The following is a 16,293-nucleotide window of genomic DNA, read 5'->3' as shown; positions in this document are numbered from 1 at the left end:
TAAAGTATGAAGAAGAAAATTGGCAGTCAAAGTACGAGAAAGAAGTCGTTTGGAAGGTAAAAGAAGAATTTTCCATCACTTGTGTTGAAGAAAGCAAAAAGGGCATGACTATGAAGCCTGCCCTTTTGAATCATTCTTCTCCCACAGCTGGCTTTGTTTATGATAGGCAAGAAAATAAGCAAGTCCTACAAAAACCGCTCCTCCAATCACATTGCCGATAAAAGTGGGAATAACATTACTAATAAAATCAGCCCATGAAAAATGTCCCGCAAAAATGGCAGCAGGAATCACAAACATATTGGCCACAACGTGTTGAAAGCCAATAGCAACAAAGCCCATAATCGGGAACCAAATGCCGATGATTTTTCCGATAAAATCGTCAGCTCCGTAAGAAAGCCAAACGGCTAAACAAACAAGCCAATTACAGCCAATTCCAGATACGAGTGTTTGCCAGAACGATTCGTCGAGTTTTCCTTGTGCAATGGCTACCGTTTTAGTCAAAAACGATCCCGTTTCTGTAAGTCCTACAACATGGCCAAAGAAATATGCAACAAAAATGGCTCCAATAAAATTGGTAATGGTAATGACAATCCAGTTGACCAACAGTTTTGACAAGGTGACTTTTCCTGCATAAAAAGCCATGGCTACTGACATGATATTACCTGTCACTAATTCTGAACCAGCCAATAATACTAAAATCAGTCCCAACGGGAAAACCGCAGCCCCCAGCAAATTGCCAAAACTTCCCCATTCCGGCGGCAGATTCCCGCTCACTCGAATATCAAGCAAAAAACCAAGCGCAATAAAGGCTCCTCCAAAAAACCCCAAAATGAGAATTGAGGATAGAGGCAGCTGTGTTTTTTTCACCCCTGCATCGATCGCGATACTTGCAATTTTGTCCGGCTTGTAAAACGCCATCCCCATCATCCCTTTCTTCAAAAAATATCAACAACCACACAACCCTTCACCCCATGCAAAGGGCAAGATGGCTGCTTCCTTTACCATACCAAGACAAGATATTTTCTATGAATTTGATAATCTACAAAACATGTACACCATATCCATATTTACCTATATTTTTATGGTTCATGAAAACGATGGTAATTATAACAAAACAGATGGCAGCATGCAAACTCTTTTGAAAATGAGAGTCAAAAGCCGACCTCCCCGTCCTGTCTCTCGAAACTTACACGGAATGAAATCGATATGCCTATTTTTCCAGATCGATGATGCGTTCCGGATGGGTATAGACATTAAGCGAACGATTGCGAATAAAACCGACTGCCGTAATTCCCAAATCCTCCGCTAGCTGAAGAGCCAATTCCGTAGGTGCTGATTTGGATAAAATGACTTCGCAGCCAATTTTCGCTACTTTAAGCAAGATTTCCGAAGAAATCCGTCCGCTAAATACGATAATTTTATCTCCTATTGGAATACTATGTTTTAGGCAATAGCCATATATTTTATCCAACGCATTGTGGCGCCCGATGTCCATTCGACTTAATATTATTTGATGAACATCACATAGCGCCGCATTATGAACGCCGCCGGTTTCGCGAAACGTTTCAGCTGATTCCTGCATGGTATTCATCAATCGAAAACAATCGTCTATGGACACTTTGACTCGAATATCCTTCATTTTTTTGGCCGTTAAAGCATCGTTGACGAATACGAAACCTTGTCTGCTCACTCCGCAGCATGAAGTGATATATCGCTTGTTTTGAAAATTCCGGTAATAAGGGTTGATATTCTCCGTCTGGACATGGACAAATCCTTCTTTCTCCTGCACCCATATATCTTGGATATCCTCATATCGACGTATCACCCCTTCTGAAGCTAAAAATCCTATAACCATATCTTCTATAAATTCCGGAGTGCATACCATCGTCACGAATTCTTGTCCGTTTACTTTCACTGTCACCGGGAATTCTGTTACGACTTTGTCTTCTTTTTCTTCTACACAACCGTTCTCAAAACGAAAAATGTTTCGGCTCACTTCGATCGGCTTCATGATCCGAGCCTCCTTTTTTCAAGTAATGTTTTGATCAAAAATAAAAACCGAAACTGCTATATCCTCTTCCACTTTGATATCAGAAAATAAGTACAAAAGCTTAGCTCCTATCACTTCTTCCATACCATCAGGAGGATGAATCGAATATAATTCCTGAATCATTCTTGTCCTCGCCGTATGGACCATTTCTTTTCCTTCCTGCGTGTTGGCGATAAATTTTTCCGTTGGCGTCAAATTGCCGTACAATGTGGAGACCGCCATATTCTCCACAAACACCGTATGAATTCTCTCCGGCCCTTTCCCAAACAGCTCTTTACGAAGTTTGCGGATAATATCATTGAATTCGTGTATCTTTTTAGACATCCCTTCCCCTTCTTTCATGAAATTCCATAAATTTTACATGTCCTATCATAAAACATCCCTTTTAAAAAGAAAAGCTAGCTTGGAAAAAGAATTAGAAAATGGAAGTTTCATTGTAAAGTATTGTCTATTTTTCAATTTAGCACTATAATAACAGTTGAATTTAAAGATGGAATCATAACAAGGTCTGTTATGATTCTATCGACTCACATATCAATGGATGGTTTGTTAGCAAGTTCTGCTAATAAACTAATCCACCATGAAAGCGGCCTGTCAGTAGGCGTTGCTTTTCATGGTGGATTTTTTTGTGTTTGAAAAAAGGAGGTAACAAGATGGATAATCAAATGATCCACGTCACGATTAACGGTCAGATATTTGAGGCCGATCCGGGATCAACCATATTAGAAATCATCAATGCCAACGGGATTGAACATCCTCAAATATGCTATGTACCGGAAGTGGATCCTATTCAAACGTGCGACACATGTATCGTCGAAGCGGATGGAAAGCTTGTACGTTCTTGCTCGACACCTGCTGTGGACGGCATGAATATTGAACTATCATCCAATCGTGCCAAAGAGGCGCAAACTGAAGCAATGGACCGTCTTTTAGAAAATCACTTGTTATACTGCACAGTTTGTGATAACAATAACGGAAACTGCAAACTGCATAATACGGCCGAACTAATGGGAATTGAGCATCAAAAATATCCGTACCGACCAAAAGTGGATAAATCCGAAGTAGATATGTCCCACCCGTTTTATCGTTATGACCCTAATCAATGTATTGCTTGCGGTCAATGCGTAGAGGTCTGTCAAAACCTTCAAGTGAATGAAACACTCTCCATCGACTGGGAAGCTGAACGTCCACGAGTCATTTGGGATGACGGCGTACCGATCAATGAATCATCGTGCGTCGGCTGCGGCCAATGTGTTACCATCTGCCCTTGCAACGCCTTAATGGAAAAATCCATGCTGGGCGAAGCTGGATTTATGACGGGGTTGAAAGAAGACATGTTGGAGCCCATGATCGATCTTGTGAAAGAAGTGGAACCTGGATACAGTGGTATTTTCGCTATTTCTGAAGTAGAAGCCGCTATGCGGGAAACCCGAACGAAAAAAACGAAAACGGTTTGTACTTTCTGCGGTGTCGGTTGTACGTTTGAAGTCTGGACGAAAGGACGCAAAATTTTAAAAGTACAGCCTAGTCACAATGCTCCTGTCAACGCCATTTCTACATGTGTAAAAGGAAAATTCGGCTGGGATTTTGTCAACTCCGAAGATCGGTTGACCAAACCATTAATCCGTAAAAACGGTGAATTTGTGGAATCCACTTGGGAAGAAGCTCTTGATTTAGTAGCAAGCCGACTGGGATCGATCAAACAACAATATGGTTCAGGAGCTTTAGGTTTCATCTCATCTTCCAAAACCACTAATGAAGAAAACTATCTCATGCAAAAATTGGCCCGGCAAGTATTTGAAACAAACAATGTGGATAACTGTTCCCGCTACTGTCAATCCCCTGCAACAGACGGTTTGTTCAAAACTGTTGGGATGGGAGGCGACTCTGGAACGATTAAAGACATTGCAAAAGCAGGACTTGTTATTATTGTCGGAGCCAACCCAGCAGAAGGGCATCCGGTGCTTGCGACTCGCGTAAAACGTGCTCATAAGCTCCACGGACAAAAGCTGATTGTAGCTGATCTCCGTAAAAATGAAATGGCAGAACGCGCAGACATTTTTATCAGTCCAAAACAAGGCACAGACCAAGTATGGTTGATGGCCGTTACGAAATATATCATTGATCAAGGTTGGCATGACCAAGCGTTTATTGATGAAAACGTTAAATATTTTGATGAATTTAAAGAACTGCTTGAAAAATATACGCTTGAATACGCAGAAGAAATCACAGGCATTTCAAAAGAAACGCTCATTCAAGTGGCACAAATGATTCATGAAGCGGACGGTACTTGTATTTTATGGGGTATGGGAGTTACCCAAAACGTAGGAGGTTCTGAAACGTCTGCAGCCATCTCCAATTTGTTGCTCGCCACCGGAAACTACCGCCGTCCTGGTGCCGGCGCCTATCCTCTCCGCGGTCATAACAATGTTCAAGGAGCTTGCGATATGGGAAGCCTTCCTGGCTGGCTGCCTGGATATCAACATATTACCGATGATGTGGCTCGTGCAAAGTTTGAAAAAGCGTACGGCGTTAAAATTGATGGTAAACCAGGACTTGACAATATCCAAATGCTTCATGCAATCGAAGAAGGCAAATTGAAAGGCATGTACATTGTTGGCGAAGACATGGCTCTTGTCGACTCCAACGCCAATTATGTTCATGAAATGCTTTCAAAGCTTGATTTCTTAGTTGTTCAAGATATCTTTCTTTCAAGAACGGCTCAATATGCGGACGTTGTTTTGCCGGGAGCTCCTTCTCTTGAAAAAGATGGAACGTTTACCAATACTGAACGTCGTGTTCAAAGATTATATCAAGCACTTCCTACACTGGGAGACTCCAAACCGGATTGGTGGATTATTCAAGAAATTGCCAATCGTCTAGGAGCCGGTTGGAATTACAGTCACCCAAGCGAAATTTTTGCAGAAATGGCTAGTTTGTCTCCGCTCTTCTCCGGTGCAAGCTATGAAGTTCTGGAAGGCTGGAACAGCTTTTTATGGGGAAGCCTTGACGGCAAAAATACTCCGCTTCTTTACGTTGACGGTTTTAACTTTCCTGATAAAAAAGCGCGTTTTGCCTTGTCTGATTGGGTTCCTCCCGTTGAGTTTCCTGAAGAATACGATCTTCACATCAACAACGGTCGGCTTTTAGAACATTTCCATGAAGGAAACTTGACCAATCGATCCAAAGGTATCCGTTCTAAAGTGCCGGATGTCTTCGTGGAAGTATCGCCTGAATTAGCAAAAGAGCGAGGAATTAAGGACGGATCAATAGTTCGTTTAGTTTCTCCATTTGGAGCGTTGAAATTGCCTGCACTGGTTACCGACCGAGTAAAAGGCAATGAGCTCTTCTTGCCTATGAACTCAACGTCAAAAGAGTCAGCCATTAACTTTTTAACAGGGACAGCGGTCGACGGTCGTACCCATACACCAGCATATAAACAAGCGAAAGTACGGTTGGAAGTATTGGATGTAGATGGGAAGAGTCCGCTACCGAAAACCAATCCACGCAACAAAAAGCGCCATCCACAAAATGGTGTAGAGGTATATCGCAAGTGGAAGCGGCGTGATTTCGTTCAATTAACAGATTAATAGAAAGGAGGAATTCTAAAAATGGCGGAACCCATTACCTTTATTCGCAAAAAGGAAATGACGAAAGAAGAGCAAATCCAGCAAAAGTTGGATGAACTGAAATCCCTTCTGGCAGATCATGATGATGATTTGACGAATTTGCTTAAGATAATCGGCGAATTGAATCAAGCAGGATTGCTGGAAGCCGCAAATGCTATGCTTCAAGCGCGGGAAAAAATCGCCAAAATTGCTCTTGGTCAGGTGTCACGTGAACCGGTAACCAATTTGATCAACAACTTAATGGGTGCAGCAGGTGCCGTTTCCAATATAGATCCCGACTTCACCGCAAAACTAATGAATAGCATCACGAACGGTATAAAGGAAGGAAATCATCATCTGCAAAACGGCGATAAAGTAAAATTCCGAGATTTATTGAAAGTCCTGAACGATCCGGATATTAATCGTGCGATTGGCTTTGGGCTCCACTTTCTAAAAGGAATGGGGCAAGGATTAAAAGAAAATGGATGACATCCATCCCTCTTATTTATAAAAAGAGGCTGAGCGGAATAGCCCCTATTTTCTGCTCAGCCTTTTTTCGATTTGGTGCGGAGAAAGGACGTTCCATTCGCCTTTGTGCTGTTCTATTCTTTTTTCGTTTTTGCCCGAATTTTTGAACTGATTTTCCGATCGCTTTCATCGCTGTGAACGTCCCCTCCCATCCTTACATACATGCCAGCCATTATTCGGCAGAAATATCGTTGCTTAAAAATATAATCAAAAGATAACAGGAATATGAAGGTGAAGAATGTTGAAGTTAAATGCAAAAATTAATGTACTAGTCATAAGCATTATTCTTTTTATTTCGTTTACCGTTTGTATTGCAGCTATGGAAAAAGTTTCTACCAGCATTAAAGATTTTGCGATTCATAAAGCCAAAAGTGATTTACGTTTAAGCTATCACTATATTGATTCTAAATACGAAGGCGATTGGGCCATTAAAAATGGAAAATTGTACAAAGGGTCCACTTTAATGAATAATAATGAAAAAATCGTGGATCAAATAGGAAAGGACACAAATGATACCATTACCATTTTCCAGGGAGATACCCGGGTTGCCACAAATGTTTGGAAACAAGGACAACGAGTCATCGGAACAAAAGTTTCGCCCGTTGTAGAACGGACCGTTCTTAAAGAAGGACGAAATTACTACGGGGAAGCAAACGTTGCAGGGAAAATGCACCAAACCGCTTATATGCCGCTGCATGATAAAAATGGAAAGATTATCGGCATTTTATATGTAGGAGCTGATCAAAGCATCATCGATCGCACCATTCATTCATTTCTTATCGTCTTTTCCGTTGTTTTAATCGTTGCCGTTCTCCTATCTCTGACGGTTGCGTTCTGGTTTACAAACTCACTGAAAAAACGTTTGCATGTTTTAGCGGAAGCACTGGAGCATTCAGGAAAAGGAGACTTTACGGTTTCAGTCCACGATTCTTCCCGTGATGAATTAGGACAATTGTCCAAAAGCTATAATGATATGAAAGAAAATTTACGAATCATGATCCAACATGTACTGGAAACGTCTGAACAAGTAGCTGCCTCCTCTCAACAGTTAACAGCCAGTGCAGAACAAACCAGCAGCACCGCTGAACAAATCACGGAAACCATACAGGAAGTATCCCAGGCAGTCGAAAATCAAACCATGAGTGTGGAAAAAAGCGAAAAAGCCATTGAGACAATGTCGAAAGCCATCCAAAACGTATCAATGAACTCGGAAAAAATGGCGGAAAAAGGAATAGACGCAAAAGAAAAAGCAAGACAAGGCGGGTTATACGTACAGCAGACTTCTAAACAAATGAATGAAATCCATAAATCCGTTCAAGAAAGTGGCGAAGCTATTAAAATGCTTGGTCATAAATCACGGGAAATCGACATGATCACAAAGGTTATTTCGGATATAGCGGATCAAACCAATTTGTTGGCGCTAAATGCCGCAATTGAAGCAGCCAGAGCGGGAGAACACGGGAAAGGTTTTGCGGTTGTAGCGGAGGAAGTAAGAAAACTCGCAGTACAATCTCAAGAATCTTCTAAGCAAATTGCGGGTCTCATAAAAGAAATCCAAGAGGAAATGGCTCGTTCCACTGATTCCATTGAACGAGTCAAGGACGATGTTCAAAACGGATTAGGCATCGTAAAAAATACGAAGGAAAACTTTGAAGAAATTGTCCATTCGGTTACGGATATCGAATCCGAACTTCAATCGCTGTCTGCAAATATCCAAGAAATGTCTGGAAAAATCCAAATGATTTCAGACGCGATGTTTGAACTAGCTTCCGCCTCTAAACAGACATCCAGCCATTCACAAACAGTCGTGGCTTCAACGGAAGAACAACTGGCCTCAATGGAAGAAATTTCAGCAGCAGCCGCTTCTCTATCCGAACTAGCACTCAGTCTGCAAGAGCGTATGGCAACATTTAAAATCACTCAGGAACAATAACGATAATATAAAACTTCATACTGCAATGGAGTGTTTTTGTCTTACGGATCTGCTGTTCAACCGGTATGGTATCATGAATCGATTATCCATATTGTATTTGAGTATATTTATATGATTTTCCCCTGCCTGATCACAAAGGCAGGGGTTTTAAAATCCTGATTACAAAAAATATTCATAACGAAATAATCGTGATGATAAAATGAAAAGCTTTCCTGAAATAAGAACCCTTAAGTTTCCGCTTCTTTAATCTGTAATATCCAATAGTAATGTAAGGAGCAACAAACGAATTGTTCCCCTTGTCTTGATTGGCGACTATTCTGTAAAACGATCTTGTTCTTTGGCTGATTTCGCAGTCAAATCCAAAAAATGTTTCAATATACTGGCTGTCAATCCCCAAATCACATAGTCTTTGTAGTAGTAAAAGTACTCATCCATTTGTTTGATTTGCCAATTATAATTTTTTCCGCCGGGGATCAAATGTAATGGGAAATTTTTTTCAGGAGCTATTTTAAAATTGATTTTATAACACTCAGGCTCCACAGATTGAAGATACGAGAGCGGTACTGTAAATATAGTTTCAACTTCTTGAGGATTTGGCCGGATTTCCGTGCCCTGTTCAATAAGACCCACATACGGATATATGATCCTTTTCCCAAAACCGGGTATAACGTAATCCAAGGGATACACTTCCGATAAGGAAGTGATGGGTATTCCCAACTCTTCTGACGTTTCTCTCATAGCCGTCTCTTTCGCCGTTCGATCATCAGGCTCCATTCTTCCTCCCGGAAAACAAATTTCGCCCGGCTGATGCCTCAGCTGCATGGAGCGCACTTCAAATAAAAGATGATATTCATTATTCATTTTAAGCAGCGGTAAAAAAACAGCAAATTTTGAAAAATGTTCGCTACCCATTATGGCAGGTTTCCGATCGCCCAATCCTTTTAAAAATCGTTTCACGTCCATACGTTTCACCTTCCACTAAATCCTGTTAAACAAAACAAGAGGTTAAGCTAATTTATGTCCCCCCTACCCTCTATTTCGAAACAACACGTACCCGGAAACACCAAGCTTTTGGTCCTATATTATCACTCATGCTTTCGACCACAACGTACCAGTGACAAACTTGCAATATATATCGGGTTAACAAACTCCCTTTTTCTTAGGTGCGAAGAGCCGCTGAATCAACAGTTTCAGAACGCTGAATCCCAAAATCAAAATGCCGCTTTTCATCATTTTCTTTCGACGTTTTATTAAGTTGAACGGTTTCATCATCATTCGAACATCCATTTGCCGGCACAAAAAACCCTCCTGATCCAATGATGGATAGGAGGCAGCGCTTCTCATGCAATGAAACCGAGAATCTCCTCAATAAGCCTATTCCACAAATAGAACTATGACGTTTTTAAATGATGTCGTTTTCACGAAATAGGTTTCCGATCACTTTAAAGTATTGCATTTCTCCGAATGATTTTCATTACTTTCATCATATCGTGTTTCAAGCAATCGTTCAAGATATTGATTCAAAATCACTTAGGAATCGTGATTCTGCTTCTGTATTACTCCATTTTATTCTCTTTCCGTAAATAATTGTTTTTTCCTCCATGTTCCATAACGATAATAAAGGAAAGCGATGATGCTGCTTATAACAAAACTGGCTCCCATTCCAAAAGCAATTCCCTTTTCGCCTATGTAAGAAGCCGACAATTCTGTTAAAGGATATCGGAGAATCCATAAAGATACGATATTGAGAACCAGCACTTGAAACATCGCACCTGAAGCCCGCACAATTCCGTTTAAAATAAAATTAATTCCCAAAAACGGATAGAAAAATGCGATGATTCCTAAATATTCAGCTCCAAACGAGACGGATGATTCAGGCTGCTGGATGAATAGCTTGACGATTCTGTCTGCAAGCAAAGCAACGAAAAACGCGATGACCAACATAATGGAAATATTATAGAGGACTCCGTTTACAGCGATTTGACGAACGCGAGTCCATTGATTGGCTCCAATGTTTTGTCCGGCCATGCTGTTGACAGCCGTTCCCAGCGCCTGTGCCGGCAGCATCAAAAGACTGTCAATCCGTTGAGCAGCGCCGAACCCAGCGACAACATGTCCCCCAAAGGAAGTGACGACACTCATAATAGCAGCCGTTCCTGCTGAAATCACCATCATTTGCAGCCCGGCCGGTATCCCGAGTTTTAAAATCATGGAAACTTCTTTTCTATGAGGCCATCTCGGAACTGAAAAGGGAATCAGATGTTTCCGTAAACTGTAGTACAATCCGTATAGAAATGAAACTCCTTGGGAAAGAATCGTTGCATAAGCCGCTCCATTTAAACCAAGTCCCCACACTTCAATAAAAAGTGGATCTAACACAGCGTTCAGCACTACGGCAAAGAAAACAAATCGAATCGGCGTCCGGCTGTCGCCTAGAGCACGAAACACTGTTCCGATAAAATTATAACCAAATAAAAACAAAATTCCGGCAAAATTGATTTCTAAATAGCTTTTCGCTTCAGGAACCATCGTCGACGGAGTTCCAAGAAACTTCAAAATGGGAACGGCTAACATCATTCCCATCGCCCCGAGTGTAAGAGAAATAAACGTTAATATCACAACAAAAGCATTCACATATCGTTTTAGGCCGATCTCGTCATTTTTCCCTTTCAGCTGGGATAATATGGTTAATGTAGCATTATTAATACCGATAATAAATGACAAGACGGTAAAAATCACCGTTCCAGAAACGGCAACAGCTCCTAAAGCGTTAGAACCGAGCAAATTGCCAACCCATAAGCTATCGATTAATTGAAAAGAGGTTTGCAGAAAATTAGTCAGCAGAATCGGTGTCGAAAACATCACCAGCTGCTTCATAATATTTCCACTTGTAAAATCATACTGCTTCATATGCTAACTCCTTTTTTCGGATCGAGTCTTTGTTAACCCCATTTAGATAAGAAGGAATGACGTTTTCGGAAGTAGAGTATTCGATTCTGGAATATCAAAACTAGTCGATTCTTATTTTACCGAAACGATAGAAAATTGCCTATTCCCATCTCTTCAAATATAGCAAACATCTTCTATTTTGGATATTTCTACGATTTCATCAAACTTCCTTGTATTGGGTATTGGAATGACCTTGCCGTTTGCAATCTTCATCTTTCATGCCATCCCGGACACCCTTGCGTTAATCGAGCCGTTACTTCTGTCTTCATACTTGACGATTGTCATCTTTATCAAGTCCACATAAAAAGGCAGGCCGTTTAACGACCTGTGCCGTTTAACGACCTGTCCTTTCCCATGTTCGCTTTGTTCATTTTGTTGTACAACAGGCATCATCATATCGATGTCTGTTCTTTCCATTCTCGTTCTATAATCATCAAGCAATCTATAAAGGCTCCAGCAAATCGTGTAGACCGTGATAGCTAACCCACAGCTTGTCGCTTACCCTATTTCAGAGTACCAGACGACGATGATCTAGCTTGCATCCTGTTCAGCTTCAATGCGGGAAGACTTCGAAGACTCACCCATACGCCAATAGACGATCAAACTCACCGCAATGCAGAGAGCCACGTAGAAGAAAAAGAGCGACTCTTCTCCGATGCTCTTCAGCCATAATGCAACGAATTCCGCTGTTCCTCCGAACACCGCAACGGTAAGGCCGTAGGGAAATCCTACTCCTAGGGCGCGGATTTCGGTCGGGAATAGTTCCGCTTTCACGATGGCATTAATGGAAGTGTAACCGGTGACAATAATGAGTCCAACCATCATAAGAAAGAAGGCAGCGAAAGGGTTCTTCGTCTGCTCCATCAAAAGGAACAGCGGCACTGTCAGCAATGTTCCCAGAATACCGAAACCCATCAATAGCGTGCGACGACCGATCCGGTCAGATAGCATCCCGGCGAGCGGTTGAAGTATGACAAATATTAACAAAGCAATAAAATTAATCCAACTGACGATCTCCTTTTGAATGCCCACCGTGTTCACCATAAACTTTTGTAAGTACGTCGTGTAAGTATAAAAGGCGACGGTTCCGCCGAGTGTTAGCCCGACCACTGTCAGCACTGCCTTGGGATATTTCATCAGCGCTCGAATGGTTCCGGCACTTGCCCTGCTTTCAGAATCCAATTTTGAAAACTGTTCCGATTCGTCCATCGTTCGTCGCAGCCACAACACGGCCAAAGCTCCCAATGCACCGATGACGAAAGGAATACGCCAGCCCCAGGACTTCATTTCGGGTTCGCTGATGATTTGTTGAAGAATAATCTGAACACCCAGTGCCACTAACTGTCCGGAAACGAGTGTGACATACTGGAAGCTCGAGTAGAACCCGCGTCGACCGCTTTTTGCCATCTCGGACAAGTACGTGGCCGATGTTCCATACTCCCCGCCTACCGATATCCCTTGGAGCAGACGTGCGAGAACTAGAATAATAGGCGCCAACACGCCAATCGTGCTGTAGCTCGGAGTAACGGCAATGATCAGGGAACCACCGGCCATGAGGCTGATGGAAAGCGTCAGCGCTGCACGTCGGCCGTGACGATCAGCGTATCGACCCATCAATAGGCTTCCGATTGGGCGCATCAGAAAGCCGACGGCGAAGATAGCAGCCGTATTGAGCAGTTGGCTGGTGGAATCCCCCTCAGGAAAGAACTCCGCAGAGAAATATACAGCGAAAGCAGAATAGACGTACCAGTCGTACCATTCAATCAGATTGCCGACGGATCCTTTAAAGATGTTGCTTGTGATGCGTCGCGTTTTTGCCGAATCAAATGATTGAGTCATCGTCATAACCTCCTTGTCCATATTCCCATTTTACATACCGATTTACAAATATTTTTAGAATAGTATATCGATTGTACAAGTTTTATATTTTCTTCAAACAAATTCGGTACCGTCAAGAATTTTGTGTTATGTAAGATAGATAGGGTATCTCTGAAATGGATTTGGAATGGATAGGGGTTCGATTTCCTCCACACAGGAGACTGAATATTCAGTCTCCTGTGTGGAAAGGGAGAATCCCTTTATTTTGTTCGTTTACAATATTTGGTTAGTTATAACGTTTTTCAAACATTTGTTGAAGGGTTTCATAGGCTTCAGCAAATCCTCGTAATTTTCGTCCTGCCCATTTCTCATTAAAATCTTGGATGGTCAAATACACGACTTTTTCAGCGGCTTCTAAACTACTCAAACTGTTCATCGGCTTTAGACGTTTCCGAATCTCTTTGATCGTTCGTTCAATGGCATTGGTCGTGTAAATCACACTTCGAATACTGCTTGGATAATCCATAAATGTAAGGAGGACATCCAACTCATTGGCCCAAGATTGAACTTCTCTCGGATACTTGTTCGACCATTTCGACTCAAACTGTTGAAACATCTGTAACGCAATCTCCTTATTCGGTGCGCGATAAATCAGTTTGAGATCCTCTGCCACTTCAAATTGATCTTTTTTCCGAACACGATTTAAGGTATTACGTACTTTGTGAACGACACAGCGCTGCACATCGGCTTTCGGATAAACAGCCTTAAAGGCTTCCTCTAGCCCCGGAAGGCCATCAAATACGCCCAGAAGCACTTCCTGTACGCCTCTTTTGTAGAGCTGTTGAAGAATCTCTTGCCATCCATAGGCACTCTCCTGTCCTCCTACGAAAAAATCAAGAATTTCGCGATATCCTTCTTCGTTGACCCCCAACACCACATAAATCACTTCTTTCTCCACGGTATCGCGACGAAGTTTTACATACAATCCGTCTAAATATAAGACAGAATAACGTTTGTTCAGGGGACGTTTGTGCCATTTCTCAATGTCTTCTTTCACGATATCGGTCATACGACTGATCGTTGAAGGAGAATAGGCCTTGCCTAAAATTCGTTCAATAAACTTGCCAATTTCACGCGTACTCATACCACTTTGATACATCTTGATGATGGCTTCCTCGAGCCAGCCCGTATGGCGTTGGTAAGGGGTGAACAGCTGCGTTTGAAATTCCCCCTTTCGGTCTCTTGGAACAGAAAGTCCTTCGATACGACCATACTGCGTGTCTAGGTTTCGATGGTAATAGCCGTTTCTTCTATTCGACGTTCCCTCTTGTTCCATTTCGAGGAAAGTCTGGATTTCTTCCTTCATGATCAGCTCTAATTTTTCCTTTACAAACTCACGAATAACGTTTTCCAGTTGATTCATCCAATCTATATTCGATATACTCTTAGACATAGGTAGGGTACTCCTTTCTCTAGATGATTGGTCAAATCAGAGAATACCCTACCTTTTTCTTTTGGTCTAACTAAATGCTTGACACAAAATTTTATACATCATCACAAATTCATACATTACACTTTTTGAAAGCGCTATTAAAATTTATTATTTGAACTTATAAGAAGGATCATATAATGAAATTATACAATTACAATAAATATAATTCAATATATTAAAAAAATTAATAATATTATATCAATAAACAATATAATGATAAAAATATTTCCCGGACGTTAAGCAGAACGGAACTGGATCGGTCTTTTCCGCGCGAAAAAACGGCATATAAAAAATGAAGATAATATCTGTTCACGGTTTTAGCCAAGTTGCCATATTTCCTGCTTCATACTTTACGATGTCACACTCCTCATAAAATAAAACCTTTGTTCAATCATTTCTTTTGCAGTCACATAGAACAATAAAAAAGCAAGATTTAGCATTTTTCAACACCAGCCAGAATATGTTTAAAATGGACAGAAAAAGAGCTGATCCTTTTGCCTTTTGAACAAAAGACAAGCGCTAAAGGATGGCTTGTCTTTTGTGAATGATTAATTATTAATGATGATGGTGATGCTGGTGAGCTTCTTTCTCTTTCCATGGGTTTGTAATGACGAATTCTTCCTGAGGTACGTAGAAATATTGGACCCAAACTCCGTCTAAAAACTCTTCGCGTCGATCTAATAAGATATCGATATCTTTATCCGTATTCACGATTTCATCATGTTCTGTTGGAGTATCAAGCTTAATTCCATAATGAGCATGATCACCGTGAATTTCCGTAATATATACTCGAATCATTTTTCCTTCCGCTTCCGGGCTTTCCAGCATTTTTTTTAATACTTTCGCTGCATTACGATTTAGTTTGCATTTCATCAAAATCACTCCTCTTTCAAACAAATACCTTACCATTATCCCCTTTTTTTGATAAAAATGAAACTAATGTGCTTAATGTTTGAAAAAGAAATTGATTCAATCCTCGATGAAAGAAAAGACAAGGCGGATCACTTGATTGTTCGTTTAGGGAAAACGCCAAAAAGCTGGCAAACGCAGAGGAAAAAACCGCTTCGTGAAAGCGACTTCAAACATTGTCTTCGACTTTTTCTGATTGTTGCTGATAATAACGGGATAGTTCTATAATCATCGCTCCCATACGTTCGTTTTCCGGAACGAGATAACGGTCAATCCCTTCCTCTTGCAAAGCTTCTGCCGTTACTTTCCCCACGGCGACAGGCAAAACTGTATTACGAAATGCCCTGACCAGTTCTTCATCCAATCTTTGTGATTTAGCAAACGAAAATAAAGAGTGAACTTGTATCGCGCTCGTGAAACAAACGGCATCCACGTCATGCTGCAAAATTTCCTGACATAATGTATCCACTGTTTCCCGTTTCGGCGGAATATGCTGATAAGGAAGAATCTCTAAAATATCCGAAACGCCTTGATCTTGAAAAAATTGCTTCAATCGAGGAGCTTTTTCTCCATGCAGCTGTATCGTAACCTTCTTTCCTGAAAAATCGGTTCCTTGTAGCGCTCGTATCAGTCCTCTTGTCGTACCATCTTCATCAACGACGACCGGTTGAATTCCGATCTTTTTAAGAGCAGCGATCGTCTTATAGCCTCTTGCGGCAACACTCGTGGTTCGGATCCTATGTAAAAATTTTTCTTGTATTCCGATCTTTTCTGCCAAGTCCAAAAGCGTTTGTACTCCCGCTCCGGTTGTAAACACGGTCCAGTCCGATCCTTCATCAACAAATTTCCGCAAATCCGGCTCCACTTCCTTTTCTGCTTTGAAAACGGTTCCTTGAAGTGGACGGACGATCGGTGTTCCGCCTTGTTTTTCGATTAATGTGCTCATCTCTTCTGTTTTTCGCGAACCGCCAATCACGATTCGCTTACCTGATAGACCTTTACTCAA

General features: G+C 41.4%; 14 protein-coding genes. 3 read left to right on the top strand and 11 right to left on the bottom strand.

The window, feature by feature from the left end; genetic code table 11:
- Window positions 1-108: 108 nt before the first annotated feature.
- From BSM4216_RS07175 to BSM4216_RS07165, 3 genes are all read right to left on the bottom strand, one after another.
- Window positions 109-918, bottom strand: a complete 810-nt coding sequence (locus BSM4216_RS07175; RefSeq protein ID WP_048623251.1) for a formate/nitrite transporter family protein — start codon at window positions 916-918, stop codon at window positions 109-111.
- A gap of 292 nt (window positions 919-1,210) precedes the next feature.
- Entirely contained in the window at window positions 1,211-2,011 is an 801-nt protein-coding gene (gene fdhD / locus BSM4216_RS07170) for a formate dehydrogenase accessory sulfurtransferase FdhD (protein WP_048623250.1), read from the bottom strand.
- An 18-nt stretch (window positions 2,012-2,029) separates the two neighbouring features.
- Window positions 2,030-2,374, bottom strand: coding sequence for a Na-translocating system protein MpsC family protein (locus BSM4216_RS07165; protein WP_048623249.1), 345 nt, complete (start codon window positions 2,372-2,374; stop codon window positions 2,030-2,032).
- Window positions 2,375-2,703: 329 nt separating this feature from the next.
- Here BSM4216_RS07165 and fdhF point away from each other — a divergent pair, with 329 nt between their 5' ends.
- From fdhF to BSM4216_RS07150, 3 genes are all read left to right on the top strand, one after another.
- Entirely contained in the window at window positions 2,704-5,640 is a 2,937-nt protein-coding gene (fdhF, locus tag BSM4216_RS07160; protein ID WP_048623248.1) for a formate dehydrogenase subunit alpha, read from the top strand.
- 21 nt (window positions 5,641-5,661) lie between these two features.
- Window positions 5,662-6,147 carry a helical membrane plugin domain-containing protein gene (locus tag BSM4216_RS07155; RefSeq protein WP_048623247.1) on the top strand — a complete coding sequence of 162 codons (486 nt, stop codon included), beginning with the start codon at window positions 5,662-5,664 and terminating at the stop codon, window positions 6,145-6,147.
- Between the two features lie 277 nt (window positions 6,148-6,424).
- Complete coding sequence (locus tag BSM4216_RS07150) at window positions 6,425-8,119, top strand: methyl-accepting chemotaxis protein (RefSeq protein WP_048623246.1); 1,695 nt, start codon at window positions 6,425-6,427, stop codon at window positions 8,117-8,119.
- 312 nt (window positions 8,120-8,431) lie between these two features.
- On the opposite strand, the gene BSM4216_RS07145 is transcribed toward BSM4216_RS07150, so the two are convergent.
- The 8 genes from BSM4216_RS07145 to BSM4216_RS07115 form a co-directional block, all read right to left on the bottom strand.
- Window positions 8,432-9,082 (bottom strand): NUDIX hydrolase, encoded by a 651-nt coding sequence (locus BSM4216_RS07145; protein ID WP_048623245.1) that lies wholly within the window; start codon window positions 9,080-9,082, stop codon window positions 8,432-8,434.
- A gap of 196 nt (window positions 9,083-9,278) precedes the next feature.
- Window positions 9,279-9,416, bottom strand: coding sequence for a hypothetical protein (locus BSM4216_RS16690; RefSeq protein ID WP_155814569.1), 138 nt, complete (start codon window positions 9,414-9,416; stop codon window positions 9,279-9,281).
- A 269-nt stretch (window positions 9,417-9,685) separates the two neighbouring features.
- Entirely contained in the window at window positions 9,686-11,029 is a 1,344-nt protein-coding gene (locus BSM4216_RS07140) for an MATE family efflux transporter (protein WP_048623244.1), read from the bottom strand.
- A gap of 255 nt (window positions 11,030-11,284) precedes the next feature.
- The gene (locus BSM4216_RS07135; RefSeq protein ID WP_048623243.1) at window positions 11,285-11,509 is read right to left on the bottom strand and encodes a hypothetical protein; all 225 of its coding nucleotides are present in this window, start codon (window positions 11,507-11,509) and stop codon (window positions 11,285-11,287) included.
- A gap of 90 nt (window positions 11,510-11,599) precedes the next feature.
- On the bottom strand, window positions 11,600-12,907 hold the full coding sequence (locus BSM4216_RS07130; protein WP_048623242.1) for an MFS transporter: 1,308 nt from the start codon (window positions 12,905-12,907) through the stop codon (window positions 11,600-11,602).
- 265 nt (window positions 12,908-13,172) lie between these two features.
- Window positions 13,173-14,339 (bottom strand): IS256 family transposase, encoded by a 1,167-nt coding sequence (locus BSM4216_RS07125; RefSeq protein ID WP_048622577.1) that lies wholly within the window; start codon window positions 14,337-14,339, stop codon window positions 13,173-13,175.
- A 594-nt stretch (window positions 14,340-14,933) separates the two neighbouring features.
- On the bottom strand, window positions 14,934-15,251 hold the full coding sequence (locus BSM4216_RS07120; protein WP_048623241.1) for an iron-sulfur cluster assembly accessory protein: 318 nt from the start codon (window positions 15,249-15,251) through the stop codon (window positions 14,934-14,936).
- Between the two features lie 205 nt (window positions 15,252-15,456).
- Window positions 15,457-16,293, bottom strand: a complete 837-nt coding sequence (locus BSM4216_RS07115) for a uroporphyrinogen-III synthase (RefSeq protein WP_048623240.1) — start codon at window positions 16,291-16,293, stop codon at window positions 15,457-15,459.

This window comes from Bacillus smithii (assembly GCF_001050115.1).
GTDB classification, from domain to species: domain Bacteria; phylum Bacillota; class Bacilli; order Bacillales; family DSM-4216; genus Bacillus_O; species Bacillus_O smithii.
Note: the sequence above shows the minus strand (reverse complement) of the source record. Positions and strands in the feature narration are given on the sequence as shown.

Coding starts and splice junctions, on each gene's coding strand:
- fdhD (WP_048623250.1), bottom strand. CDS start 2,011: ATGAAGCCGATCGAAGTGAGCCGAAACATTTTTCGTTTTGAGAACGGT.
- BSM4216_RS07155 (WP_048623247.1), top strand. CDS start 5,662: ATGGCGGAACCCATTACCTTTATTCGCAAAAAGGAAATGACGAAAGAA.
- BSM4216_RS07130 (WP_048623242.1), bottom strand. CDS start 12,907: ATGACTCAATCATTTGATTCGGCAAAAACGCGACGCATCACAAGCAAC.
- BSM4216_RS07165 (WP_048623249.1), bottom strand. CDS start 2,374: ATGTCTAAAAAGATACACGAATTCAATGATATTATCCGCAAACTTCGT.
- BSM4216_RS07125 (WP_048622577.1), bottom strand. CDS start 14,339: ATGTCTAAGAGTATATCGAATATAGATTGGATGAATCAACTGGAAAAC.
- fdhF (WP_048623248.1), top strand. CDS start 2,704: ATGGATAATCAAATGATCCACGTCACGATTAACGGTCAGATATTTGAG.
- BSM4216_RS07150 (WP_048623246.1), top strand. CDS start 6,425: ATGTTGAAGTTAAATGCAAAAATTAATGTACTAGTCATAAGCATTATT.
- BSM4216_RS07120 (WP_048623241.1), bottom strand. CDS start 15,251: ATGAAATGCAAACTAAATCGTAATGCAGCGAAAGTATTAAAAAAAATG.
- BSM4216_RS07175 (WP_048623251.1), bottom strand. CDS start 918: ATGGCGTTTTACAAGCCGGACAAAATTGCAAGTATCGCGATCGATGCA.
- BSM4216_RS07140 (WP_048623244.1), bottom strand. CDS start 11,029: ATGAAGCAGTATGATTTTACAAGTGGAAATATTATGAAGCAGCTGGTG.
- BSM4216_RS07145 (WP_048623245.1), bottom strand. CDS start 9,082: ATGGACGTGAAACGATTTTTAAAAGGATTGGGCGATCGGAAACCTGCC.